We start from the raw sequence: 26,525 nt of genomic DNA, 5'->3' as shown, positions 1-26,525 counted from the left end.
GGGGTCAGGATGAGAAGAAGGGCATATGGAAGTAGAGCTCCTCGAAGGAACCGGTCCGCTGCTGGGTCAGCACCTTGTTCTCGGCGATCGGAAGCTTGACCGCTCCGTACAGGCCGCTCCACTGGTTCTTCAACGCCCAGCGACTGCCCCGATATGGGGTAGACCATTGCTGACTCCGGGTGCCATCGCACGGCCGAAGGGCCAGATCGGCACCGACAGCGGTAGAGACGCCGTCAATGATGTCCAAGCAGCCCCCGTCACGGTTCTCCAGGTAGTACGTCCCCGGACGCTGCGGCACCGGAGCGAAGAACCACAGCCCGTGCACGTTGAACGGATTCCCCACCGACGGCATCTTCCAGAGCGTCAATCGGATCGCATCCGCACTGACCTTGGTAGTGACCGCGAACCGATCCCCCTTGATCATGTATCTATACGGAGACATCGGCGGAAGTAGCACGGACGCGATGCGATCCCGGCTGCCGGATGCCGCGGTCGCCGTGGCGGGCGTGCTGCCGATGGCGGAGAGGATGGCGGCGAGGGCGAGCGCCGCCAGGGTGGCGGACATGCCGATGCGCATAGGTGCCCCCAGTGTGATCTTCGGCGGGTCGTTCCAGCCGTGCCCCGTAGTGAAGCCAGGGCATCACCGCGCATCTACGCCAAATTACCGCTGGGGATTTCTCCTCGTATTCACTGAAACCTGCGGAGGTGCGCATCCCCTCCAACCGGCCCTGCCTAGAACACCGGACAGTCCCCCTGTCCCTTCCGGTGACGCCACCCAGGCGGGAAATCGGCCGGATACGAGGTGCCGGGCAGCGAGCCGCCCTCGGCGGTGGCCGGGTTGCTGGCTGGAGCCGCCGCCGCGATCGAGCTGACCTCGACGTTCGTCGGGTCCAGCCAGGCGCGCCAGCGGGCGGGTTGCCCAACGACGCCCGTGCTCCTGCCGCGCCGCTGCCTGACGTCGTCATTTCCGATCAGAACGCCGCAGGCGTAGCTTTCGGACGCCAGCGTTTCTCGACCATCAGGTCGTCGTCTCCTGGCAGAACGACGCAGGGTCCTTTTGGCGCCGGTGCGGTGAGAAGCACGGCGTGCGTGAACGGCGCCGGATAACGGCGAGCAAGTCGACGATCTGCTATCGCGTCGCCCATCGGTGGGGGATCAGGTCGTTCTCGCCGGTGTGGTGGCGGCCGATCGGGATGATCAGAGGGGTGCCGCTGACCGGGTCTGCGGTGATCTGGCAGCGTAAGTCGAAGACCTCTTCGACCGTTTCCGGGGTGATGACGTCGGCCGGGGTGCCTTCGGCGATGATTCGGCCGGACTTCATGGCGATCACGTGGTCGGCGTAGCGGCAGGCCTGGTTGAGGTCGTGCAGGACCATGACGATGGTGCGGTTCTCGCGGCGGTTGAGGTCGGTGATCAGGTCCAGGACGTCTACTTGGTGGGCCATGTCCAGGAATGTGGTGGGTTCGTCGAGAAGGAGGACGGGCGTGCCCTGGGCGACGGCCATCGCGATCCAGGCACGCTGGCGCTGGCCGCCGGAGAGCTCGTCGACCGCGCGGTCGGCCAGGTCGGCGACTCCGGTGGCGTTCAGCGCGTTCTGCACGGCCTCCTGGTCGGCTTTCGACCACTGCCGCCACCAGGTCTGATGTGGGGAGCGGCCACGCGTGACCAGATCGATGACCGTGATGCCCTCGGGCGCGATCGGAGCCTGCGGGAGGATGCCCATGCGCTGGGCGAGCTCTCTGGTCGGGATGGACTGGAGGGCGCGGCCGTCCAGCCGTACCGTGCCCTGGCGGGGCGCCAGCAGGCGGGCGAGCGCGCGGAGCAGGGTGGACTTGCCGCAGGCGTTCGCGCCCACGATGGCCGTGATCCGGCCCGGCGGGACGGCGAGGTCCAGGTTCTCGACGACCGGGCGGTCGTCGTAGGCCAGATGCAGAGCGCTGGCCCGCAGGTCTGGGTCGTGCATGCCGTTCAGCCTCCTGATCCCGCGCGGTTGGCGCGGATGAGCAACCAGAGCAGAACCGGCGCGCCGAGCACGCCGGTGACAATACCGACCGGCAGTTCCCCGCCGGGGATCAGCCGGGCGGCCACCACGTCGGAGACCAGCACCACCAGCGCGCCGGTCAGACCGGAGGCCAACGTGGGCGGCCACGCCGTCCCGGCCAGCCGCTGCGCGATCTGCGGGGCGGCGAGTGCCACGAACGCGATGGGCCCGCTCGCCGCCGTGCCGAAGGCGATCAGCCCGACCCCGGTCAGCATCAGCCCGAGCCGGGTCAGCTGGACCGGTGTGCCGAGCCCGGCGGCCACGTCGTCCCCGAGCTGTAGCGTACGCAACAGCCTTCCGAGCAGCAGCGCGACCGGGACCAGGACGGCGCACGCGAGCGCGAGCGGGACGACCTGACCCCAGTCGCGGCCGTTGAGGTTGCCGACCAGCCAGCCGACCGCGGCCTGCGCTTGGAACTGGCCGCCGCGTGCGATCAAATAGTCGGTGGCGCTGGTGCACATCCAGGACACACCTATCCCGACCAGGATGATCCGGTAACCGGTGGTGCCGCGTTTCCAGGCGAGCAGGTAGACGATGACGGCGGTGGCGAGCGCTCCGGCCAGGCCGATGGTCTGGGTGGCCAGCCCGCCGGTCCAGCCGAGCATGATGCTGGCGACGACGGCGGTGCCGGAACCCTGGATGAGGCCGATCACGTCCGGGCTGGCCATCGGATTGCGGGCCATGGTCTGGAACAGCGCTCCGGAGATGCCGAACGCGAGGCCGACGAGCAGCCCGGCCGCCGCGCGCGGGAGCCGGAGCTCGCGGACGACGACCATGGTGCCGGCGTCGCCGTAACCGGCCAGTGCCTGGACGACCTCGGGCAGCGTGATCGGGTAGTCGCCAACGGAGAGCAGCCAGCAGAACGCGACGAAGGTCGCGGCGGTGAGCGTCAGGCATACCGTGACCAACCGGAGCCGCAATGTGCCGGACACCGGAGGCATCGCCAGCCGGAAATGCCGCCGGTCGCCAAGGCGCTGGACACCGGGTGTCTGGGATCCGGGCGGTGCCGCCTCCAACGTCTGTGGGCCGCGGGATCGGGACTCGGACGCTTGGATCGGGGGATCGGCCGATGGGGGGTGGGTCATGTTCAGATCTCCGCGAGGCGGCGTCGGCGGACCAGGGCGATGAAGAACGGGCCGCCTATGAAGGCGATAAGGACGCCCGCCTGGATTTCGGTGGGCCTGGCGAGCGTCCGGCCGAGGATGTCGGCGGCCAGTAACAGGCAGGGAGCGAGCATCGCCGACAGCGGCAGCAGCCATCGGTGATCAGGGCCGAGCCCGGCCTGCTGTGCCAGCACGCGGGCCACATGGGGAACGACCAGCCCGATGAACACCACGGGCCCGATCACGGCCACCGCCGCGCCGGTGAGCAGCATGATCGCGATCACGCCCTGCACGCGGATCAGGCCCACCTTGCGCCCCAGCGAGACGGCCACATCGTCCCCTAGCGCCAGGCTGTTGAGCGCGGGCGCGCAGGCCAGGGCGAGGATTGTCCCCGCGATGACGAACGGGAGGATCTGCCCGACAACGTCCCCCGTCTGCCCGGCGAGCGAACCCGCCGACCAGAACCGGTAACGGTTGAGCGCCTCCGGGTCGACCAGCACGATGGCGTTCGTGATCGAGAAGAGCAACGAGGTGACCGCGATCCCCGCGAGGGCGAGCTTCACCGGCGTCAGCCCCGACCGGCCCAATCCGGCCAGCAAGTAGACGACCACACTCGCGATCAGCGCTCCGGCCAGAGCGAACCAGATGAAACCCAGGAGGGAGCCGATCCCCAGCAGGGCGACCGAGCCGACGATCGCGAACGACGCCCCCGCGGTCACGCCCAGCAGGCCGGGGTCGGCGAGTGGGTTGCGGGTGAGCGCTTGCATGAGTGCCCCGGACAACCCCAGCGCGACCCCCGCCGTGAGGCCGAGCAGTGTGCGCGGCACCCGCACCGACCAGATCACGTTCTCCACGGTCTGATCGCCCGGAGTCCCGAGCAGGGCCTGAACGACCTGGTCAACAGGCACGCTGAGGGCTCCGAGCGCGAGCGAGAGCAAGCAGAGCACGATGAGAGACATGCCTAGGCCCACCACTAACAGGGCCGGGCCAAGCCCCTTGTACCGAGTCAACCGTGTCGTCGCCACCTTCATGATTTTAGGTTAGGCACGCCTTATTTCTATGCTTAGGGACTTCCCATCCACTTAGGTAATGCTTACCTTAGTACGCGGCACGGATCCGGGCCTGATTGGGGCCTGTTCATACAGTTTGGGAGGCTTGGTCTTCGGTGTCCGGTATCGAGGAATCGATGGAGTTCTGGCGTCGGCAGCTCATCCGTACCCCGAAGAGGGAGGAAGCGCTCGCAGCGTATGCGGCCCTGCTGCACCGTTACGGCGGCGGCACCGATCTCACGATCGACCAGGACGGCAGGCCCCTGCACCTGCGCGTCACCCCGGAAACGACCTTCGCCGACTTGTCCGCCCAGGTCGCCACGGCCACGCCGGGAGACGCCGGACTTGTCCTGAAAGCGGGCGAGGGCGGCGTTCGAGGGCTCGGGGTGCTGGATCTCCCGCTGGAGGTCGAATCCGGCCAGGTCCAGGTGAAGTGCCGGCCAGATCTGCTGGAGGCATCCGCCATCGATCACATGCTCGGGCACTACGCCCGGCTGCTGGCCGACGGGCAGGATCGACCCGAGTCGCCGATCGGGGAGCTGGAGCTGCTGAGCCTCGAAGAGCGGCGCCGGATCCTGCTCGACTGGAACGCCACCGGACATTCCGTGCCGACGCTCACCTGGCCGGACATGTTCGCCACGCAGGTGCGGCTGCGGCCGGACGAGGTCGCTCTGGTCTTCGAGGAGACCAGGCTCACCTACGCGGAGCTGGACGAGCGGGCCAACCGGCTCGCGCACGCGCTGATCGCGCGCGGGGCGGGGCCGGAGCGGGTCGTCGCGCTCGCCGTACCCCGGTCGGCCGAGCTGATCGTGGCCGAGGTGGCCGTGCTGAAGTCCGGGGCCGCGTACCTGCCGCTGGACACCGACTATCCCGCGGACCGGATCGCCTACATGCTCGGCGACGCCACGCCGACCTGCCTGGTCACGACCGCGGACATGGCGGGCGAGCTTCCGTGTGTGGACGGGCTGCCCGTCCTGGTGCTCGACGCGCCGGAGTCGCTGCGTGAGCTGGAGAACCGCCCGTCCCACGATCCCGCCGAGGCCGACCGCGGCCCGTTGCGTGCCGGGAACGCCGCCTACGTCATCTACACCTCCGGCTCCACCGGCCGCCCCAAGGGCGTCGTGCTCTCCCACGCCGGTGTCGCCAAACTCGTCGCCACCCAGAGCGAACGGTTCGGCATCGGCCCGCACAGCAGGGTCCTGCAGTTCGCCTCGCCCGGTTTCGACGTCGCCTTCTGGGATCTCTGCCTGGGCCTGCTCTCCGGCGGACGCCTCGTCGTCGTCCCCTCCGAACGCCGCGTCCCGGGCGCCCCGCTCGCCGACTACGCGAACGCCAACGGCATCACGTTCATGATCCTCCCCCCGGCGTTGCTCGACGCGATGCCCGACGGCGTACGCCTGCCGCCGGCGGCCACCCTGCTCGCCGGAACCGAACGCGTCTCGCCCGAACTCGTCGCCCGGTACGCCCGCGGCCGCATGATGTTCAACGCCTACGGCCCGACCGAGGCCACCACCAACTCCACCCTCGGCCTCTGCGACCCCGACATCGCTCCCGGATCGATCGTGCCCATCGGCATCCCCGACCCGGGCACCCGGGCGTACGTGCTGGACGCGCGGCTCAAGCCGGTTCCCGCCGGAGTCACCGGGGAGCTCTACCTGGGCGGCGCGGGCCTGGCCCGTGGTTACCTCGGGCGGCCCGGCCTCACCGCGGAACGTTTCGTCGCCGACCCCTTCGGCGAGCCGGGGGAGCGCCTCTACCGGACCGGGGACCTGGTCCGCTGGCGGCAGGACGGGCGGCTGGAGTTCCTCGGCCGGGCCGACTCCCAGGTGAAGATCCGCGGTTTCCGCATCGAGCCCGGCGAGATCGAATCCGTGCTGCGCACCCACCCGGCCGTCGACCAGGCCGCCGTCGTGGTCCGCGAGGACCGCCCCGGCGACCGCCGCCTCGCCGCGTACGTCGTGCCCGCCCTGCACGCCGGCGACGCGAGCGACCAAGTCGGCGCCTGGAAGGACCTGCACGAACTCCTCTACCAGGCGGCCGGAACCGAGAGCTACCAGGAGAACTTCGCCGGCTGGAACAGCATGTACGACGGGCTGCCCATCCCCGTCGAGGAGATGCGCGAATGGCGTGACGCCACCGTCGCCCGCATCACCGAGCTCCGCCCCCGCCGCGTCCTGGAGATCGGCGTCGGCAGCGGCCTCCTGCTGTCCCGCATCGCCCCGGCATGCGACTCCTACTGGGGCACCGACCTCTCCGCCGAAGCCGTCAACACCCTGCGCGCCCAGCTGCCCCTCGACCTGGCCGACAGGATCGAACTCCGGGCCCAGCCCGCACATGACGTGACCGGGCTCCCCGCAGGTTCCTTCGACACGATCGTGATCAACTCGGTCGCGCAGTATTTCCCGAGCGCCGACTACCTGACCGACGTCATCCGCCAGGCGGCCACCCTGCTGACCCCCGGCGGAGCCCTGTTCATCGGCGACATCCGCAACCTCCGCCTGCTCCACTGCCTCCGCGCCGCCGTCGAATCCCGCCGGGCCGGAACCCCCGCCGACAAGCAGGCACTCCGCTCCGCCATCGACCGCTCGGTGTCCTGGGAAGGCGAACTCCTCCTCGACCCCGACTACTTCGCCACCCTCCCCGGCTTCACCGCCGACATCCGAATCAAGCGCGGCGCCCACCACAACGAACTCACCCGCTACCGCTACGACGCGCTCCTCCGCCCCACCTCCACCGGTCTCACCCCCATCACGCCGGACGGACCTCCTGGTTACGCCGGGCTCACCCCTACTGCCTCGTCCGGGCTCACTCCTACTGCGCAGGACGGACCACCCGGCTACGCCACTTCTTCCGGGCTCACCCCCAGCGCGCAGGACGGACCTCCTGGCTACGCCACTTCCTTCGGGCTCGCTCCTACTGCGCAGGACGGACCACCTGCCTACGCCTCCCCCTCCGGGCTCATCTCCGGCGCGCAGGACGGACCACCCGGCTACGCCGCCCCTGCCTACGCCTCCGAAATCACCTGGACCACCCTGGGCGGCCTCCCCGCCCTCGAACCCCGTCTCACGACCGACCCTTCCTACCTGCGGGTCACCGGCATCCCCAACGTCCGGCTGACCGACGACCTGGCGGCTCTCGCCTCCATCCAGGACGACAGCCGATCGGCCACGGCCATACCAGGCGCGGACCCCGAAGCCCTGCACACCCTCGCCGACCGGCTCGGTTACCGGCTGATCCTCACCTGGACCGGCCACGCCGACGACGGCAGCCTCGACGCGATCTTCACCAAGGAGCCCTCTCAGGATTTGGAGGCGCCACTTCAGGATCCGGAGGAGCCCGCTCAGGGTCCGAAGGAACTCGCTCAGGCTCCGAAGGGGTCCGCTCAGGACTCGAACGGGTCCGCTGAGGATTCGGCGGCCGGGTTCGCCCCCTATCGGCTGAATGGTGCCGTGCGGCTGGCCAACACTCCCGCGCCGTTCCGTGATGTCTCCGCCTTGATGCGGACTCTGCGGGCACACGCCGCGGAATGGCTGCCGGACTACATGGTTCCTGCCGCTTTCGTTCCGATCGATCGCATTCCGGTCACGTCGAGCGGCAAGATCGACGCGTCGGCGCTTCCGGCTCCCGACTATGGGGCGCTGAGTTCCGGTCGTGCCGCGCGGGATCCGCGTGAGGAGCTGCTCTGCCGGTTGTACGCGCAGGTGCTCGGCGTGGACGCGGCCACGATCGACGACGACTTCTTCGCCCTCGGCGGGGACAGCATCACCGCAATCCGGCTGCTGGTCGGGGCTCGCGAGGCCGGGCTCCGGCTGACCTCCCGGGACGTGTTCCGGCATCGAACGGTGGCCGCGCTGGCCTCGGTCGCGGTGGACCGGATCGACGTCGAAGAGGCCGTCGAGCCACTGGTGGAACTGCCGGACGAGGAACTCGCGCGCGTGCAGGGCGATCACCCGGTGACGGTGGAGGAACTGCTGCCGCTGAGCCCTCTCCAGGAGGGCTTCTTCTTCCACTCGCTGGTCGACGGGGCGGACGCGGACGCCTACGTCGTGCAACAGGTCATCGAGCTGTCCGGCGCGGTGGACGGGCCGACGCTGCGACGCGCCGCCCAGAGACTGCTGGAACGGCATGCTCCGCTGCGCGCCTGCTTCCGGCTCCGCCCCGATGGGCTGCCGGTGCAGATCATCGCCGCCGGGCTGGAACTTCCCTGGCGTGAGGTCTCGGGAGCCGCGGTGGAGGCGGTGGTGGCGGAGGAGCGGGCCACGCCTTTCGATCTCGGTCGCCCGCCGCTCGTCCGATTCGCGCTGGTGCGGGTCGACCCCGGCCAGAGCCGGCTCGTGCTGACCTTCCACCACATCGTCGCGGACGGCTGGTCGTTGCCGGTCCTGCACCGGGAGCTGATGGCGCTCTACGGGACCTCCGCGGAGCTGCCGGAGGTCACGCCCTACCTGGTCCACCTGCGGCGGCTGGGGGAGCGGGACAAGGATGCCGCCCGCGAGGTCTGGAAGGGCGCCCTCGCCGGGATCGACGAGCCGACCCGTCTGATCACCAGCCCGATCGTCGCCGGAGCCCCGGTGCCCGGTCAGGTACGTGTGGAGCTGGGCGAGGACGTCACCGCCCGCCTCGCGGGCCGGGCGAGGGAACACGGGGTCACGCTCGGCACCGTGGTCCAGGCGGCCTGGGGGTTGCTGGTCGGCCGGTCGGCGGGCCGGGAGGACGTGGTGTTCGGCACCACGGTCTCCGGCCGCGACGCCGAAGTCGAAGGCGTCGAATCCATGGTCGGCCTGTTCATCAACACGCTGCCCACGCGTTTCCGCTGGCGTCCCGCCTCGACCTTGGGCGAGCTGCTCGAACGCCTCCAGGAGGAGCAGGCCGCCCTGCTCGACCACCAGCACCTCGGCCTGGCCGAACTCCATCGGCTCGCCGGGCACACCGGCGGCGGCGACCTGTTCGACAGCCTCGTGGTCTTCGAGAACTATCCGGCCGAAGCCGACCTCACCGACCCGTCGGGAACTGTCCGGATCACCGGCCACGCTTTCCACGACACCGTGCACTATCCGCTGGCTCTCATCGTGAAGCCGGGCCGCCGCCTCGACCTGGTCCTCAAGTACCACGCCCAGCGACTCGCTCCCGCCACGGTCCACGGCATCGCCGACCGCCTGGTACGCATCCTCCGCGCACTCGCCACAGACCCGGCCCAGACGGTGGCCACCCTCGACCTGCTCTCCACCGACGAACTCGCCGCCGCACACCCGGCCGGGACGCGCGTGGACATTCCAGAAACCACGCTGGCGGCCGCATTCGAATCCCAGGCGGCCAGAACCCCCCACGCCACCGCCGTGATCTACGAAGGCGAACACCTCACCTACGCTGACCTCGACACCCGCGCCGAGACCCTCGCCGACCACCTGCGAAACACCGGAGCCCGCCCCGAACAAGTCGTCGCGGTAGCCGTCCCCAGATCGGCCGACCTGATGATCGCCCTCCTCGCGGTCCTGAAATCCGGCGCGGCCTACCTTCCCCTGGACCTCGACTATCCCGCCGACCGGGTCGCCTACATGCTCGCCGACTCCGGCGCCCGCACCATCGTGACGACCTCGGCCGCGATCCCCCGCCTCCCCGAAACCACCGGCCTCACCCGCCTGGTCATCGACACCCCCGACCTCCTCGAATCCGTCACGCCAGAGGCCCCCGACTGCCGCGGCCAGATCAGCGCCGAGGCCGACAGCGGGAACTCCGAAGCTGAAGCTGCGGGCTCGAACACTCACGTATTTGAGGTCGAAGTCTCCCGGCCGAACCATCCTGCGTTCGACTTCGAATCGACCGAACTGGACTCTTCGGACGAAGCCGGAGCTGAAGCCGACGCCAATACCGGAGCCGGAGCGAAAGTCGCGGTCGGATCGGGAGGGAAAGCGGTGACCCCCGAACTGTCCGCGGTTGAGGCCGAGGTGGCCAAGCCGGACCATCCCGCCTACCTGATCTACACCTCGGGGTCGACTGGACGGCCCAAGGGCGTTGCCGTCACGCATCGGGCGATCGTCAATCGGCTGGCGTGGATGCAGAGCGAGTATCGGCTCACCGCCGACGATCGCGTTCTTCAGAAGACTCCGGCCGGGTTCGATGTGAGCGTCTGGGAGTTCTTCTGGGCGTTGTGCGAAGGCGCGGCCGTGGTGTTCGCCAAGCCGGGCGGGCATCAGGATCCCGCCTACCTCGCCGGGCTCATCCGCGAGCAGAACGTCACCACGATGCACTTCGTGCCGTCGATGCTGGAGGCGTTCCTGGCGGCCGAAGAGATCACCGCCGATCCCAGCTGGGCCGCGAGCCTCCGCCGCGTGTTCAGCAGCGGTGAGGCGCTGCTCGACTCCGCCGCCACTCGCTGGCTGACGCTCACGGGCACCCCCCTGCACAACCTGTATGGCCCGACCGAAGCAGCCGTGGACGTGACCTATCACCCATGCGAGGCATCGGCGGACCTGCAAGGCGCGGTGGTCCCGATCGGACGCCCGGTCTGGAACACCGGGCTCCGTGTCCTGGATCTGTGCCTGCGTCCCGTCCCCGCCGGAGTTCCGGGCGAGCTCTACCTCAGTGGCGTACAGCTCGCTCGTGGCTATCACGCCCGCCCGGGCCTTACGGCGGAACGTTTCGTCGCCGACCCCTACGGCGAACCGGGCAGCCGCATGTACCGGACCGGCGACCTGGTCAGCCGCCGGGATGACGGCACCATCGACTACCTGGGACGCACCGACCGGCAGATCAAGCTGCGCGGGAACAGGATCGAACTCGGCGAGATCGAAGCCGCCCTGGTCCGGCTGCCCGAGGTCGTCCGCGCCGCGGTGACCGTGCACGGTTCGTCCCTCGTCGCCTACCTGGTTCCGGCCGCCGGAGAACAACCCGAGGAGGCACTGCGGGAGGCCCTGGAAGCCGCGCTGCCCCCCGCCATGGTCCCCACCGCGTATGTGTGGCTCGACGACCTGCCGCTGAGCCCCAGCGGAAAGCTCGACCGGGACGCCCTGCCCGCGCCCCAAGCCGTCAAGGCCGGGAGCCGGGCTCCGAGCGGCGCACGCGAACACCTGCTCACCGAGATCTTCGCCGCCGTGCTGAAGCTGCCCGAGGTCGGCGCGGACGACGACTTCTTCCTGCTCGGCGGCGACAGCATCACCTCGATCGGCGTCTCCAGCCGCGCCCGCCGCGCCGGACTCGATCTGAGCCCCCGCGACGTCTTCGAACACCGCACCCCGGCCGCCCTCGCGGCCACCGCCCCCAACGCGTCGGAGGTCGCGCCCACCGCCGACACGTTCGCCCTCACGGCTGAGGAAGTCGAGCGCGTGCGCCGGCTCGGCGCGGTGGACGACATCTGGCCGCTGGCGCCCCTCCAGGAGGGCTTGTTCTTCCACGCCACCTACGACGACAGCGCCCTGGACGTCTACACCGTCCACGAGTCCTTCGACTTCGCCACCCCGCTCGACGCGGGCCGCCTGCGCCGCGCCGTCCGGCTGCTGCTCGACCGCAACCCCAGCCTGCGCGCCGGATTCACCAGCGAAGGCCTGCGCCAGCCGGTGCAGTTCATCGTGGCCGACCCGGAGATCCCCCTGCACGTCGTCGACCTGTCCGGCCTGCCCCCGCAGGAGCGGGACGCCCGGATGGCCGAGGTGATCGCCGAAGAGCGCACCCGCCGGTTCGACCTGTCCCGGCCGCTGCTGTTCCGGCTCCTCCTGATCCGGCTGGGTGACGGCCGCGGCGACAGGCTGGTCGTCGGCCGGCATCTGCTGCTGTGGGACGGCTGGTCGGCCTGGCTCTTCTTCGCCCAGCTCTTCGCCCTCTACGCCACCGGCGACGACCGCGCCCTCCCCCCGCCGGGCAGCTACCGCGACTACCTCACCTGGCTGGCGGCCCAGGACACGACCGTCGCCACCCAGGCCTGGCGAGCCGCCCTCGATGGCCTCGCCGAACCCACCCTGCTCGCCGACGCGGGCGAGAACCCCGTCATCCCGGAGAGCCTCGACACCGAACTGCCCGCCGTGCTCGCCGACCGGCTGCGCGCGGCGACCCGGGGCAACGGCCTTACCCTCAACACGCTGCTCAACGCCGCCTGGGGGCTGGTGCTCGCGAGCGCGACCGGCCGAACCGACGTGGTGTTCGGCACCACGGTCGCGGGCCGCCCGAGCGAGGTGCCCGAGGTCGAGAACGTCATCGGCATGTTCCTCAACACCGTCCCGGCTCGCGTCGCCTTCGATCCGGCCGAATCGGTGCTCGCGCTGCTGCGCCGGATCCAGGGCGAACGCCTGGCCCTCATGCCGTACGAATACCTCGGCCTGGGCGTGCTGCAGGCTGAGACCGGTCATCGGCGGCTGTTCGACACCCTCTTCGTGCTGCGCGACGGCGACACCGAGGACCGTCTCACCGACCTCCACGACCGGTATGGCGCGACCGCCGTCGCCAACGTGGACGCCACCCACTACCCGATCAACCTGATCGTGACCCCCGGCCACCGGATCAGGGTGACCCTCACCCACCGCCCCGACCTGATCGACCACGCCCGGGCACAAACGTTGCTCGACCGGTTCGCCCTCCTCCTGGAGCGGCTGGCCGGCGATCTGAACGCCCCCGTCGGCAGCCTCGACCCCCTGCTCCCCGCCGAGCGGACCGCGCTGGAGCTCGAATGGGCGCCCAGCCGCGTGCCCGTCCCCGAGGAGACCATCGCCGACCTGCTGGCCGTCCAGGCCACTCGCACCCCCGACGCTCTCGCGCTCGTCTTCGGCGACCGTACGGTCACCTACGCCGAACTGGACGCGAGGATCAACCGCCTGGCCCGGCTGATGCTGGCCCGCGGCGCCGGGCCGGAGCGGATCGTCGCGCTCGGCCTGCCGCGATCCATCGACATGGTGGCGGCGCTGTTCGCCGTGCTCCGCACCGGAGCCGCCTACCTGCCGCTGGAGCTGGACTATCCCGACGACCGGCTGGCCGCGATGCTGGCCGACGCGCGACCCCAGTTCCTGCTGTCCACCGGCGCGGTGTCGGCGCGGCTGGCCGGGGACATGCCCAGGGTCCTGCTCGACGAGATCGAAGCCGACCTGGCCGCGCTGCCCGCCGGGCCGATCACCGAGGCCGACCGTCCGGCGTTCAGCCTGGAACACCCGGCGTACGTGATCTACACCTCCGGTTCCACGGGACGGCCGAAGGGCGTCGTCACGCCATACCGCGGGCTGACGAACATGCAGCTCAACCATCAGCGGGAGATCTTCGATCCGGCGGTCGCGTCGGCGGGCGGGCGGCGGCTGCGGATCGCGCACACCGTGTCGTTCGCGTTCGACATGTCGTGGGAAGAGCTGCTCTGGCTGGTCGAGGGCCATGAGGTGCACGTGTGCGACGAGGAGCTCCGCCGCGACGCGCAAGCCCTGGTCGCCTACTGCGAGGCGCACCGGGTGGACGTCGTCAACGTCACCCCGACCTACGCCCACCTGCTCATCGAGGAAGGACTGCTGGAGGGCCACCGCCCGCCGCTCGTGCTGCTCGGCGGCGAGGCCGTGCCGGAAACCGTGTGGACCAGGCTCCGCGACACCGAAGGCACCTACGGCTACAACCTGTACGGCCCCACCGAATACACGATCAATACCCTCGGCGGCGGCACCCACGACAGCGCCACCTCCACCGTCGGCCGCCCCATCCGGGGCACCCGCGCGCACATCCTGGACGGCTGGCTGCGCCCGGTCCCCGACGGCGTCCCCGGCGAGCTGTACATCGCGGGCATCGGCCTGGCGCGCGGCTACCTCGGCCGCCCGGCCCTGACCGCCGAACGTTTCGTCGCCGACCCGTACGGCGAGCCCGGCGAACGCCTCTACCGCACCGGCGACCTGGTCCGCCGCCGCCCGGACGGCAGCCTCGACTTCCTGGGCCGCACCGACGACCAGGTCAAGATCCGCGGCCACCGAGTGGAACCCGGCGAGATCGAGACCGTGCTCACCCGTCGACCGGGGGTCGCCCAGGCCGCCGTCATCGCCCGCGACGACCCGGCGGGCGGCCAGCGGCTGGTCGCCTACCTGGTGCCCGCCGAACTCACCGGCGACGAGCGGGAATCCGCCGAACTCGCCCAGATCGGCGAATGGCAGGAGATCTACTCCGACGAGTACGAGCAGATCGGCACCGCCGTCTTCACCGAGGACTTCGCGGGCTGGGACAGCAGCTACGACGGAACCCCGATCCCGATCGAGCACATGCGGGAATGGCGGGCCCAGACCGTCGCCCGGATCAGGGCGTTGCGCCCCCGCCGCATCCTGGAGATCGGCGTCGGCTCCGGCCTCCTCCTGTCCCAGCTGGCCCCGGACGCGGAGACGTACTGGGCGACCGACCTGGCCGCGCCGGTGATCCGCAAGATCGGCGAAGACCTGCGCCGCGACCCCGAACTGGCCGCCAAGGTCACGCTGCGCTGCCAGCCCGCCAACGCCACCGACGGCCTGCCGGTCGGCTACTTCGACACGATCATCATCAACTCGGTCATCCAGTACTTCCCCAGCATCGACCACCTGACCGAGGTCATCTCCGGCGTGATGCCCCTGCTCGCCCGGGGCGGCGCCCTGTTCGTCGGCGACGTCCGCGACCTGCGCTCGGCCCGCACCTTCCACACGGCCATCCAGCTCGCCCGCGCGACCCCGGACACCTCCCCGGACCAGGTCAGCCGGGCCGCCGACCGCGGCCTCGCCCTGGAGAAGGAACTCCTGGTCGACCCCGACTACTTCACCACCCTCGGCCACGCCGTGGACCTGCGCACCAAGGGCGGCCGCCACCACAACGAGCTCACCCGCTACCGCTACGACGTCGTCCTCTACGACGACACGCCCGACCTCCGCCTGGGGGACGAACCCACCCTCGACTGGCAGACCCTCCTCGAACTCCACGAACCGGCGCCGGCGACCGAAGAAGAGAACCAGCAGCCACCACAGTGGCAGCATCAGCTGGCGGCGCTTCTGCGGGCCTGGCGGCCTGAGCTGGTTGAACACGCGGACATCGTGCACGCCGCCACCGACAAAAACGCGCTGCGTCTGACCGGCGTCCCGGATGGGCGGATTAGTACCGAGCGTGGTGTCACCATTTCGGGGATTGAGCCCCAGGAGCTGCGGGAAGTCGCCGCCGCGGAGGGGTATCAGGTGCTCACCACCTGGTCGGGAGAAGCCGGGCGGTTCGAGGCGGTCTTCATCCGCGGCGAGGTTCGCCTCACTTCGGGGCTGTATCGGCAAGGAGGCGGCACTCCTCCGTACGCGAACGCCCCGGTGGCGGGGCGGCAGGCCGGAGGGCTGGTGGCCCGAGTCCGGGAGGAATTGCGGCAGGAACTGCCCGACTACATGGTTCCCGGGGCTTTCGTCGTACTCGACCGCCTTCCGATGAACGACAACGGGAAGCTCGACATCTCGGCCCTACCGGACGCAGAACCCGTCGTGGCGTCAAACGGGCGCGGACCGCGTACCCCGCGAGAAGAGGTGCTTTGCCGGCTCTTCGCGGAGGTGCTCGCGCTTCCGGCGGCCGGGGCGGAGGACAGTTTCTTCGATCTCGGCGGGCATTCACTGCTCGCGACGCGGCTGATCAGCAGGGCCAGGGTCGAGCTCGGAGCCGAACTGGCCATCCGTGACCTGTTCGAAGCGCCCACGCCCGCGCTGCTGGCCGAACGCGCGGACGCGGGCAAGCCCGCGCGCCCGCCCGTGGTGGCGGTCGCCGACCGGCCTGAGCGCATTCCGGTGTCGGCCGCGCAGCGCCGGTTGTGGCTGGCCGAGCGGCTCAGCGGCGGCGACGCATATCATTTCCCGCTGGTTGTACGGCTTCGCGGGGAACTGGACCTGGACGCGTTGCGGCAGGCACTGGCCGATGTCGCCGTGCGGCATGAGGCGCTGCGGACGGTCTTCGTGGAACACGAAGGCGAGCCGTACCAGATGATCTTGGATGGTGAGCCAGGCTTCGCGGTCCAGAACTGTGCGCCGGAGTTGCTGGACGAACGGGTGCGGGAAGCGGTTCAGCGGCCGTTCGACCTGGCCGGGGAGATGCCGGTTCGGGCGGATGTGTTCCGGGTCGCGGCCGACGATCACGTGGTCGCGATCGTGTTGCACCACATCGCCACCGACGAATGGTCGGATCGGCCGTTCCTGGCTGATCTGGACGTCGCGTACCAGGCCAGAAAGGGCGGCGGCCGGCCGGGGTGGGCGCCGCTACCGGTGCAGTACGCCGACTACACGCTCTGGCAGAACGATCTACTGGCGGACGACGGTGAACGGCAACTCGGGTTCTGGACGCGCGTGCTGGACGGGCTGCCCGAGGAGATTCCGCTGCCGCTCGACCGGCCCAGGTCGGCGGATCCGGATGGACGTGGTGGGCTGGTTCGGGCGGAAGTGCCCGCCGACACGGCTCGCGTGCTGCGGGAGCTCTGCGCCGAAACCGGGACGAGCATGTTCATGCTGCTCCAGGCGGGCGTCGCCGCGCTGCTGCACCGAATGGGCGCGGGAGAAGACATCCCCCTTGGCGCTCCCATCGCCGGTCGAACCGACGAGAACCTGGACGACCTGGTCGGCTTCTTCGTCAACACGCTGGTCCTGCGCGCCGATGTGTCCGGCGATCCGACGTTCGCCCAGCTGGTGGCCCGGGTCAGGGATGCGGATCTAGCCGCGTTCGAGCATCAGGACCTGCCCTTCGAGCGCCTGGTCGAGACGATCAACCCGCCCCGCGTGCCCGGACGTAACCCCTTATTTCAGGTGATGCTGGGCTATCACTACCGCCCGGACGGCGACCCCGACGTGCTGGGCCTATCCACCGAGTGGTGGCCGACCCGGATCGAGACCGCCAAATTCGACCTCGACTTCACCTTCGTCGACCATGTCTCCGAAATCACCCTGCTGCTGGAGTACGCGACCGATCGGTGCGATTCGGGTACCGCGCAGGCGCTCGCCGAGCGCGCCGTCGCCCTGCTCGGACTCCTGGCGGCGGAAACCGAAATTCCCATCAGCCGATTCTCGGTGCTCACCGCCGAAGAGCGCCTGAACAGCTGGAACGACACCGAGCGGCCGATCGAGCGGCGCAGTGTGCCGGAATTGTTCGCCGAAGCCGCCTGGAACAAACCGCATCAGACCGCTCTCGTGACCGGCAGCCGGCGTTTGACCTTCGCGGAATTGTCGGTGCGGGCTGACAGCATCGCCCGCATGCTCAAGCAACGGGGGATCGGCTTCGAGGATGTGGTCGGCCTGGCTTTGCCCAGGTCGGAGATGGTTCCAGCCATTCTCGGCGTGCTCGCCGCAGGTGCGGCGTATCTGCCATTGGACCCTGCCTATCCAGTGGAACGCCTGCGATACATGCTCGACGACACCGGTGCGGTATGCGTTCTCAGCACGGCGGACCTCGACCTGCCCGGCATCGTCACGCTCGACGATCTAGAGCATGGTGGGGGACTCGCGCCCGTATCCGTGCCGCCGGATTCCGCCGCGTATGTCATCTACACGTCGGGTTCGACCGGAATGCCCAAGGGCGTCGTCGGGACGCATCGCGGGCTCAGCAACCTATTCGGGTCGCACCGGGCCGACCTCATCGATCCAGCCGGGCCGGGGACCATTCGGGCGATGCATGCGGCGTCGTTCAGTTTCGACGGTTCGTGGGAGCCGCTGCTCTGGCTCCTCGCCGGCCACGAACTCCACGTGCTGGACGAACGCACGATGACCGACCCGGCGGCGCTGCTCGACTACGTCGCGGACCACGAGATCGGCTTCATCGATCTCACCCCCACATACCTGCAAGAACTCGTCCACCACGGCTTCCTGGACGGTTACCTGCCGAAGGTCCTCGCCGTCGGCGGTGAGGCCACCTCGCCCGAACTCTGGGCCAGACTGTGCGCCCTCCCGAACACTGTCGTGCACGATCTGTACGGCCCGACCGAATGTGCCGTCGACGCCTACGGCTGGCACGGCCCTCGTCAATGGGCGGCGCCGATCGCCAACACCCGGGCCCATGTCCTGGACGCGACCCTGCAGCCCGTCCCTGTCGGTGTTCCCGGTGAGCTCTACCTGTCCGGCGAAGGGCTCGCGCGCGGGTATCTCGGCCGCCCCGCGCTGACCGCGGAACGTTTCGTCGCCGACCCCTTCGGCGAGCCGGGCGGACGCCTCTACCGCACCGGCGACCTGGCCCGCCGGCGCTCCGACGGTGCCCTGGACTTCCTCGGCCGGGCCGACGACCAGGTCAAACTCCGCGGCTTCCGGATCGAACCCGGCGAGATCGAGGCCGTCCTGCGCGGCCACCCCACTGTCGCTCAGGCCGCCGTCATCATCCGCGAAGACACCCCAGGTGTACGGCGACTGGTCGCGTATGTAGTCGGAACCCGCATCGACGCCGCCGAACTACGCGCATACGTCGCGGCGCGCGTGCCCGAGCACCTGGTGCCAGGAGCCTTCGTCGAACTCGCCAAGCTCCCGCGATCGATCAGCGGAAAGCTGGACCGCACGTCTCTGCCGACCCCGGATTCGTCCGGTTCCACCGCCGGGCGGCGGCCCAGTAACGCTCGTGAGGAGATCATGTGCGAGCTGTTCGCCGCCGTGCTCGGTGCGGAGCGGGTCGGGGTCGAGGAGGACTTCTTCGCGCTCGGCGGTCATTCGCTGCTGGCGATGCGGCTGGTGAGCCGGATCCGGGCGGTGCTGGGCGCGGAGGTTTCGCTGCGCGAGGTGTTCGAGGCGCCGACTCCGGAACGGCTCACCGTCCGGCTGCGGCAGGCGGGCGAGGTCAGGCCCGCGCCCGCTCCCCTCGCGGTACGGCCCGAGTTCCCGGCGTTGTCGTTCGCGCAGCAGCGGCTGTGGGTGCTGCATCGGCTGGAAGGACCTGACTCCACGTACAACATCCCGATGGCGTGGCGGCTGACCGGCGAACTAAATGTGGCCGCCTTGGACGCCGCGCTTCAGGATCTGGTGGCGCGGCACGAGAGCCTGCGGACGGTGTTTCCCGATCGGGACGGACAGGCGTATCAGCATGTGCTCACACCCCAGCAGGCGCACGTCGCCCTCAACGTGGATGATGTCGCGGAGAGTGATCTGGCCGGGATGCTGGCTGCGGCGGCTGGGCGTGGTTTCGAGCTGGACCGTGAAGTGCCGATTCGGGCGTGTGTGTTCCGGGTCGGGCTGCGGGAGCATGTGTTGTTGCTGGTGGTGCATCACATCGCGGCGGATGAGTGGTCGGATCTGCCGTTGCGGCGGGATCTGGCCGAGGCGTATCAGGCGCGGCGTGAGGGGCGGGCGCCCGGCTGGGCGCCGTTGCCGGTGCAGTACGTCGACTACACCCAGTGGCATCGGGATTCGCTGGAGAGCGTGCAGGAGGTCCAGCTGGACTACTGGCGGCGGGCGCTGGCGGGGCTTCCCGATGAGCTGCCGTTGCCGGTGGATCGGCCGCGTCCGAGTGAGGCGAGCTATCGGGGTGGTGCGGTCGGGCTGACCGTCGAGCCTGCTTTGGTCGGGGGGTTGCGGGCGCTGGCCCGGGCGCATGGCGTGAGTATGTTCATGGTCACGCAGGCCGCGGTGGCGGTGCTGCTGCACCGGCTCGGCGCGGGTGACGACATTCCTCTCGGCACGCCGATCTCCGGGCGGGGTGAGGAGAATCTGGAAGATCTGATCGGTTTCTTCATCAACTCGCTCGTGCTGCGGACCGATGTGTCCGGGGCGCCGACGTTCGCGGAGTTGCTGGGGCGGGTCCGGGAGACGGATCTGGCCGCTTATGAGCATCAGGATCTGCCGTTCGAGCGGCTGGTTGAGGTGGTGAATCCGGTCAGGTCGCTGGCCCGGCATCCGTTGTTCCAGGTGATGGTTGTCTATCTGAGCGATCAGGACGGCACGCTGGATCTGCCGGGGCTGGGGGTCGCATCTGAGCCGCTGGGTCAGGAGACGGCCAAGTTCGATCTCAGCTTCGACTTCATCGAGCGAGGCGATGCCCTGGAGGGCTGGATCGAGTTCAGCTCCGATCTGTTCGACGAGGCAACCGCGGAGCGGATGGCCCGGCGATTGGTGAAGTTGCTGGAGCAGGTGGTAACCGATCCGGATCGGCCGGTCAACGGCCTGGACGTGCTTGTCGACGGCGAACGCGAGCTGGTGCTGACCGGATGGAACGACACCGAGCGGCCGGTGCCGGATACCACGCTCCCCGAACTGTTCCGGGCGCAAGCGGCCAGGACGCCGGATGCGCCGGCTCTCGTTTTCGAGGACCAGCGGCTGACGTACGCGGAGCTCGACCAGCGGGTGGAGACGGCTGCCCGGGTGCTGGCGGGCATGGGCGCCGGGCCGGAGCGTACCGTCGCCGTCGCGTTGCCCCGGTCGGTCGACCTGGTGGTCGCCCTGCTGGCCACACATCGGGCGGGAGCGGCCTATCTCCCGCTGGATCCCGACTATCCGGAGGAGCGCCTGGCGTTCATGCTGCGGGACTCCGGCCCGGTATGCGTGCTCCGCGATGGAATCCCGGAGGGTCCGCTGGGCGACCTGCCGGAGACATATGATCCGCGGCACCCCGCTTACGTCATCTACACGTCGGGTTCGACAGGGCGTCCGAAGGGCGTGGTCGTCCCGCAGGAAGGCATCGTCAACCGGCTGCTCTGGATGCAGGACACATACCGGCTGACGGCAGGCGACCGGGTGCTGCAGAAGACGCCGTCCAGCTTCGACGTGTCCGTCTGGGAGTTCTTCTGGCCGTTGATCACAGGCGCGGCCCTGGTCGTCGCTCGTCCCGACGGCCATCGCGACCCCGCCTACCTGGCCGGCCTCATCCAGGCCGAAGCGATCACCACCACCCATTTCGTGCCGTCGATGCTGCGGGCGTTCCTTGCGGAACCCACCGCACGCGATTGCTCGACACTGCGGCAGGTGATGTGCAGCGGCGAAGCCCTCCCGGCCGCGCTCGCCGCGAGATTCCACCAGGTTCTCGACGCCGGACTGCACAACCTCTACGGCCCGACCGAGGCCGCCGTGGACGTGACCGCCATCGAGATCCACCCGGGTTCCACCGACGTGCCAATCGGCAAGCCCGTCTGGAACACCAGGACGTACATCCTGGACGCCGGCCTCCGGCCGGTCCCACCCGGAGCCGTGGGCGAGCTCTACCTGGCCGGGGTGCAACTCGCACGCGGCTACCTGGCCCGCCCCGGCCTCACCGCAGAACGATTCATCGCCGACCCCTACGGCCCCGCCGGAACACGGATGTACCGGACCGGGGACCTCGCCCGATGGAACCCGGACGGCTCGCTCGATTTCCTCGGCCGCGCCGACGATCAGGTGAAGATCCGGGGCTTCCGCATCGAACTCGGGGAGATCGAAAGCGTGCTGGGCCAGCATGAGGGCGTCGCACACGCCACCGTCATCGCCCAGGACCAGCGCTTGATCGCGTACGTCGTGCCCAAGTCCGAGCCCGGCGCGGGCGACGGCCGTCGCCCGGATACCGGTACGGAAGGCGAGGATCGGCCCGCCGGTGCCGATCTCAGATCCGATCTCCGGGCCCATGCGGCGGAGGTTCTGCCGGAGCACATGGTGCCGGCGGCATTCGTGCAGCTCGAATCCGTGCCGGTTACCGTGAACGGGAAGCTCGACCGTAAGGCACTCCCTCTGGTGGACTTCACCGCTGAGGTCACCATGACGCTGCCCAGCACACCGCGTGAGCAGCTCATGGTTGAGCTGATCGCCGGCATGCTGGGGCTGGAGCGGGTGGGCGTAGCAGACGACTTCTTCGCCCTCGGCGGGGACAGCATCGTCGCCATGCAGCTGGTGAGCCGCATCCGGAGCGCCGGGCTCGTGATCACGCCGAAGGACGTCTTCCGGTATCGGACCGCCGCCGCGCTGGCGGAAGTCGCGACAGCGCTCAGCGATTCCGAGGGCGACGGTCAGGGAGCGCTCATCGAACTCTCGGCGGAGGAACGCGCCGAGGTGCCCGTGGGAGCCGACGTCCTGCCGGTCTCCCCGCTGCAGGCCGGGCTGCTTTTCCACGCCTCATTGGACTCGGGACCGGACGTGTACACCGTGCAGGTGTCGTATGACATCGAAGGTCCGCTCGATCCCGACCGGCTGCGCGCGGCCGGACAGAAGCTGCTCGACCGGCATGAGAACCTGCGGGCAGGTTTCCGGTATCTGTCGACCGGGCGGCCGGTCGCCGTCATCGCGCGTGATGCCACACTGCCCTGGCGGCAGATCGATCTCCCGGAATCCGCCGCGTCGGCAGGGTCACCCGATGATGCCCAGGTGGATGAGCGATGGGAGGACCATCTCGCGCAGGAGCGTCGCCGGTTCCGGCCGGAGGCGGCGCCGTTGTTGCGAATGCTGCTGGCGCGGGTCGGACCGGAGCGGCACCGGCTCGTGTTCTCCCACCAGCATCTGTTGCTGGACGGCTGGTCGATGCCACCGCTCATGCGGGAACTCGCCGAACTGTATGCGGGCACCCGGCCGGTCGACGTACCGCCCTATCGGGATTACCTCAGGTGGCTTGCCCGCCAGGACGTCCAGGCTTCGGAAACCGCGTGGGGGCGTGCGCTCGCAGGGCTGGATGGGCCCACGCACCTGGTGCCCGCTGACCCGAACCGCGTTCCTGCGGTGCCCGAGACGATCACCACGTTGCTCGGCCGCGAACTGACCGGCGCCCTCGTCACGCTCGCGAGGAGCCGCGGCCTCACCCTCAACACGCTCTTTCAAGGAGCATGGAGCATCGTGCTCTCCAGATTCACCAGACGTGATGACGTCGTGTTCGGTGCGACCGTGGCCGGGCGGCCGCCGGAGCTGCCCGGTGTGGAGGCGATGATCGGCCTGTTCATCAACACTGTCCCGGTCAGGGTCCGGCTCCGGGAGAGCGAGCCGATCTCCGGCTACCTGGAGCGGATCCAGAACGAGCAGTCCGCGCTGATCGAGCATCAGCACCTGGGCCTCGCCGACATCCAACGGCAGGCCGGGTTCGGTGAATTGTTCGACACGCTGATGGTCTTCGAGTCCTATCCGGACGCCGGAGAGCCGGAGGAGGGCCTGCGGCTGAGCGTGCGCGATCATCAGGACTCCACCCACTACCCGTTCACGTGGGCGGTCGAGCCGGGGGAGCGGCTGTCGCTGACCGCCGAATACCGGCCGGACCTGTTCGACCGGGCCACGGCCAAGCGCTTGGGCGACTCCATGGTCCGCGTCTTCGAGGCGATGATCGCCGACCCGGAGCAGCCGGTCGGGAGCGTCGACATCCTTACCCGGGATGATCGCCACACCATCCTGGAGGTGTGGAACGACACCGCCGTCCCCGGCGAGGTCAGCACCGTTCCAGCCGTCTTCGAGGCGCAGGTCGCGGCCTCGCCGGACGCGATCGCCGTCGTGGCGGGGCCGGTCACCTGGACGTTCGCCGAACTGAACGAGCGGGCCAACAGGCTGGCCAGGCTGCTGGTCGAGCACGGGGCCGGTCCGGAGGAGATCGTCGCGCTCTCTCTACCCCGCACCGCCGACTACATTCTCGCCATCCTCGCCGTGCTCAAGTCGGGTGCCGCCTACCTGCCGGTGGACGCGGACCTGCCAAGCGGACGTGTCCGTGACATGCTCGACGACGCCCGGCCCTCACTTGCCCTCACCACCGCTGACACCGCGCTGCCCGGCGATGTGCCGCAGATCCACCTGGACACCGTGGAAACCGCGGCGCTCGACGGAGGCGATCTCGACGTCCCGATCGATCCCCGGAACCCGGCATACGTCATCTACACCTCGGGGTCGACCGGCAAGCCCAAGGGCGTCGTGATCAGCCACGGCGGTGTGATCAACCTGTTCCACAGCCACCGTCGCATGCTCCATGATGTGGCCAAACGCCGTACCGGCCGGCGTCATCTGCGGGTCGGGCACGCCTGGTCGTTCTCCTTCGACGCGTCCTGGCAGCCGCAGCTCTGGCTTCTGGACGGTCACGCCCTGCACGTCATGGACGACGAAACCCGCCGCGATCCGGACCTGCTGGCCGCCGCCATTCGCGCCCAGAAGATCGACTTCATCGAGGTCACCCCGTCCTTCCTCGCTCAGATGGCCGAATCGGGACTGATCCGGGACGGCGAATGCCCGCTCGCGATCGTCGGCGTCGGCGGCGAGGCCGTCCCCGTTTCGCTCTGGTCGGAGCTGGCCGGTCTCCGCTCCACCGATGCCGTCAACCTGTACGGCCCAACCGAGGCCACCGTGGACGCGTTGATCGCCCGGGTTTCCGACAGCGATCACCCGATTGTCGGCCGCCCGGTCGGCAACACCCGGGCATACGTGCTGGACGACGCGCTGCGCCCGGTTCCGCCTGGGGTGACCGGCGAGCTCTACCTGTCCGGACCTGGTCTGGCGCGTGGCTATCTCGGCCGGGCCGGCCTGACCGCCGAGCGTTTCACCGCCGATCCGTACGGGCCGGCCGGCCACCGGATGTATCGCACGGGAGATCTGGCCCGCTGGAACGCGGACGGTCAGCTTGAATACGGCGGCCGGGCCGATGACCAGCTCAAGATCCGTGGATTCCGCATCGAACCCGCCGAGATCGAGGCCGTCCTCGAACAGGCCGGGCAGGTCGCACAGGCCGTGGTGGTCGCCCGGGAGGACCGCCCGGGTGTGCGGCATCTGGTCGCCTACGTGGTCCCGGCGGATGACCACACCGTCAATCCGGCGGAATTGCGGGTGACGGCCGCCGCCGTGCTGCCCGATTACATGGTCCCGGCCGCCGTGGTGGCACTGGAGGCGCTCCCGCTGCTGCCCAACGGCAAACTCGACCGCAACGCACTGCCCGCGCCCGACTTCACCCTCGCCGGGCGACCGGCCGAAGGGGAGACAGAACAGGCTTTGGCGGCGGTCTTCGCTGAGATTCTCGGCCTGCCTGCCATCGGCGCCGACGATGACTTCTTCGCCCACGGCGGAGACAGCATCCTCGCCATGCGGCTGATCAGCCGGGCGAGATCCGCCGGTTTCCAGCTCACCCCGCGACAGGTCTTTCGGCACCGCACGGTCGCCGCTATCGCCGGTGTCGCCGCCCGCGAAACCGAACAGATCGTCCCGCTGACGCCGATCATGCACGCCCTCCGGGAACGAGGCGGCCCGATCGACGGCTACCACCAGTCCGCTCTCGTCCAGACTCCACCGGATCTCGACGAATCCCGCCTGGTCGCCATGCTGCAAGCCCTGGCCGACCGCCACGACATGCTCCGTGCCCGCCTCGACCGCTCGGACACGTGGACCCTCCGCGTACCCGAAACCACGGACGCGGCCACCTGGCTCACCCGAATCCCCTGCGAATCCCTGTCCGCCGAGGTCATCATCGCCCACGCGGAACAAGCCATGGCAACCCTCAACCCCGACACAGGCGACATGGTCCGCGCCGTCTGGTACGACATGGGCCCCGCCTGCCCGGGACGCCTCTTCCTGCTCATCCACCACTTCGCGGTCGACGGCGTCTCCTGGCGCGTTCTCCTGCCCGATCTGGCCGCCGCCTGGCACGGCACACCCCTGGAGCCAGTGGAAACCCCCTTCTCCCGCTGGTCCCAGAACCTCCTCGAACGAGCCACCGACCCGTCAACCGAGGACGAGCTGGCCCTGTGGGTATCAGTCCTGTCCGGCCGGCCCGCGGTTCCGGATGGTGCGCCCATTCCTGAAGGTCGGCCGGGTCATGATCTGTCGCTGGATCCGTCCGTTGATGTCGCGGGCACCGCTCGTCACGTCAGCCTGACGCTGCCTGCCCGCTGGACGGAACCGCTGCTCAGCCGGGTCCCCGCCGAACTCGGCGGAACCGTCAACGATGTGCTGCTGACCGCGCTGGCACGGGCGGTCATGGAGTGGCGGGGGGTTCAGGACGTTCTGGTGGACCTGGAGGCTCACGGGCGGACCGGGGACGCCGACCTGTCCAGGACGGTCGGCTGGTTCACCAGCGTGGTGCCCGTGCGGCTGGACATCGCCGGGCTTCCGCTCGGCCAGGCGGTCACCCGGGTCAGGGACGGGCTCGCCGCGCTTCCATCGGAAGGCGCCGGGCATGGTCTGCTGCGTCACCTCAACCCGCGAACCGGCCCCGAACTGGCTCGGTTCGATCAGCCGTGGATCCAGTTCAACTACCTGGGCCGCTTCGGGATCCCCGAAGGGACCGACTGGTCGTGGGCTCCCGAGGCCGTCGAACTCGGCGACCACCCCGGCCTGCCGATGTCGCACGCCCTCACGGTCAACGCCCTCACCGAAGACCTGGCATCCGGCCCGGAACTGGCCGTCACCTGGACCTACGCGTCCCGCGTGCTTTCCGAGGAGGCGGTCACAGACCTCGCACAGTCCTGGTTCCGGGCACTCGAAGCCCTGGTGAACCATTCCACCCAGATCGACTAGGAAGGAAACCCCT

6 protein-coding genes are annotated in these 26,525 nt (G+C 69.6%); 2 read left to right on the top strand and 4 right to left on the bottom strand.

All coding sequences use genetic code 11. The annotated features are described in order from the left end of the window. Positions 1–4: 4 nt before the first annotated feature. Positions 5–565, bottom strand: coding sequence for an RICIN domain-containing protein (locus Aple_RS11065; RefSeq protein WP_155344441.1), 561 nt, complete (start codon positions 563–565; stop codon positions 5–7). Between the two features lie 237 nt (positions 566–802). Here Aple_RS11065 and Aple_RS11060 point away from each other — a divergent pair, with 237 nt between their 5' ends. Then, on the top strand, positions 803–991 hold the full coding sequence (locus Aple_RS11060; protein ID WP_155344440.1) for a hypothetical protein: 189 nt from the start codon (positions 803–805) through the stop codon (positions 989–991). Between the two features lie 138 nt (positions 992–1,129). Here Aple_RS11060 and Aple_RS11055 read toward each other — a convergent pair whose 3' ends face one another. The 3 genes from Aple_RS11055 to Aple_RS11045 form a co-directional block, all read right to left on the bottom strand. After that, the gene (locus Aple_RS11055; protein ID WP_155344439.1) at positions 1,130–1,963 is read right to left on the bottom strand and encodes an ABC transporter ATP-binding protein; all 834 of its coding nucleotides are present in this window, start codon (positions 1,961–1,963) and stop codon (positions 1,130–1,132) included. A 5-nt stretch (positions 1,964–1,968) separates the two neighbouring features. Continuing rightward, entirely contained in the window at positions 1,969–2,982 is a 1,014-nt protein-coding gene (locus Aple_RS11050; RefSeq protein WP_246264375.1) for a FecCD family ABC transporter permease, read from the bottom strand. Positions 2,983–3,128: 146 nt separating this feature from the next. Beyond that, entirely contained in the window at positions 3,129–4,103 is a 975-nt protein-coding gene (locus Aple_RS11045) for a FecCD family ABC transporter permease (RefSeq protein ID WP_246264362.1), read from the bottom strand. A gap of 227 nt (positions 4,104–4,330) precedes the next feature. On the opposite strand from Aple_RS11045, the gene Aple_RS11040 reads away from it, so the two are divergent. Further along, a complete protein-coding gene (locus Aple_RS11040; RefSeq protein WP_155344436.1) occupies positions 4,331–26,512 on the top strand; it encodes a non-ribosomal peptide synthase/polyketide synthase in 22,182 nt (7,393 codons plus the stop codon). Positions 26,513–26,525 lie beyond the last annotated feature (13 nt).

The organism is Acrocarpospora pleiomorpha, from assembly GCF_009687885.1.
Classification (GTDB): domain Bacteria; phylum Actinomycetota; class Actinomycetes; order Streptosporangiales; family Streptosporangiaceae; genus Acrocarpospora; species Acrocarpospora pleiomorpha.
Note: the sequence above shows the minus strand (reverse complement) of the source record. Positions and strands in the feature narration are given on the sequence as shown.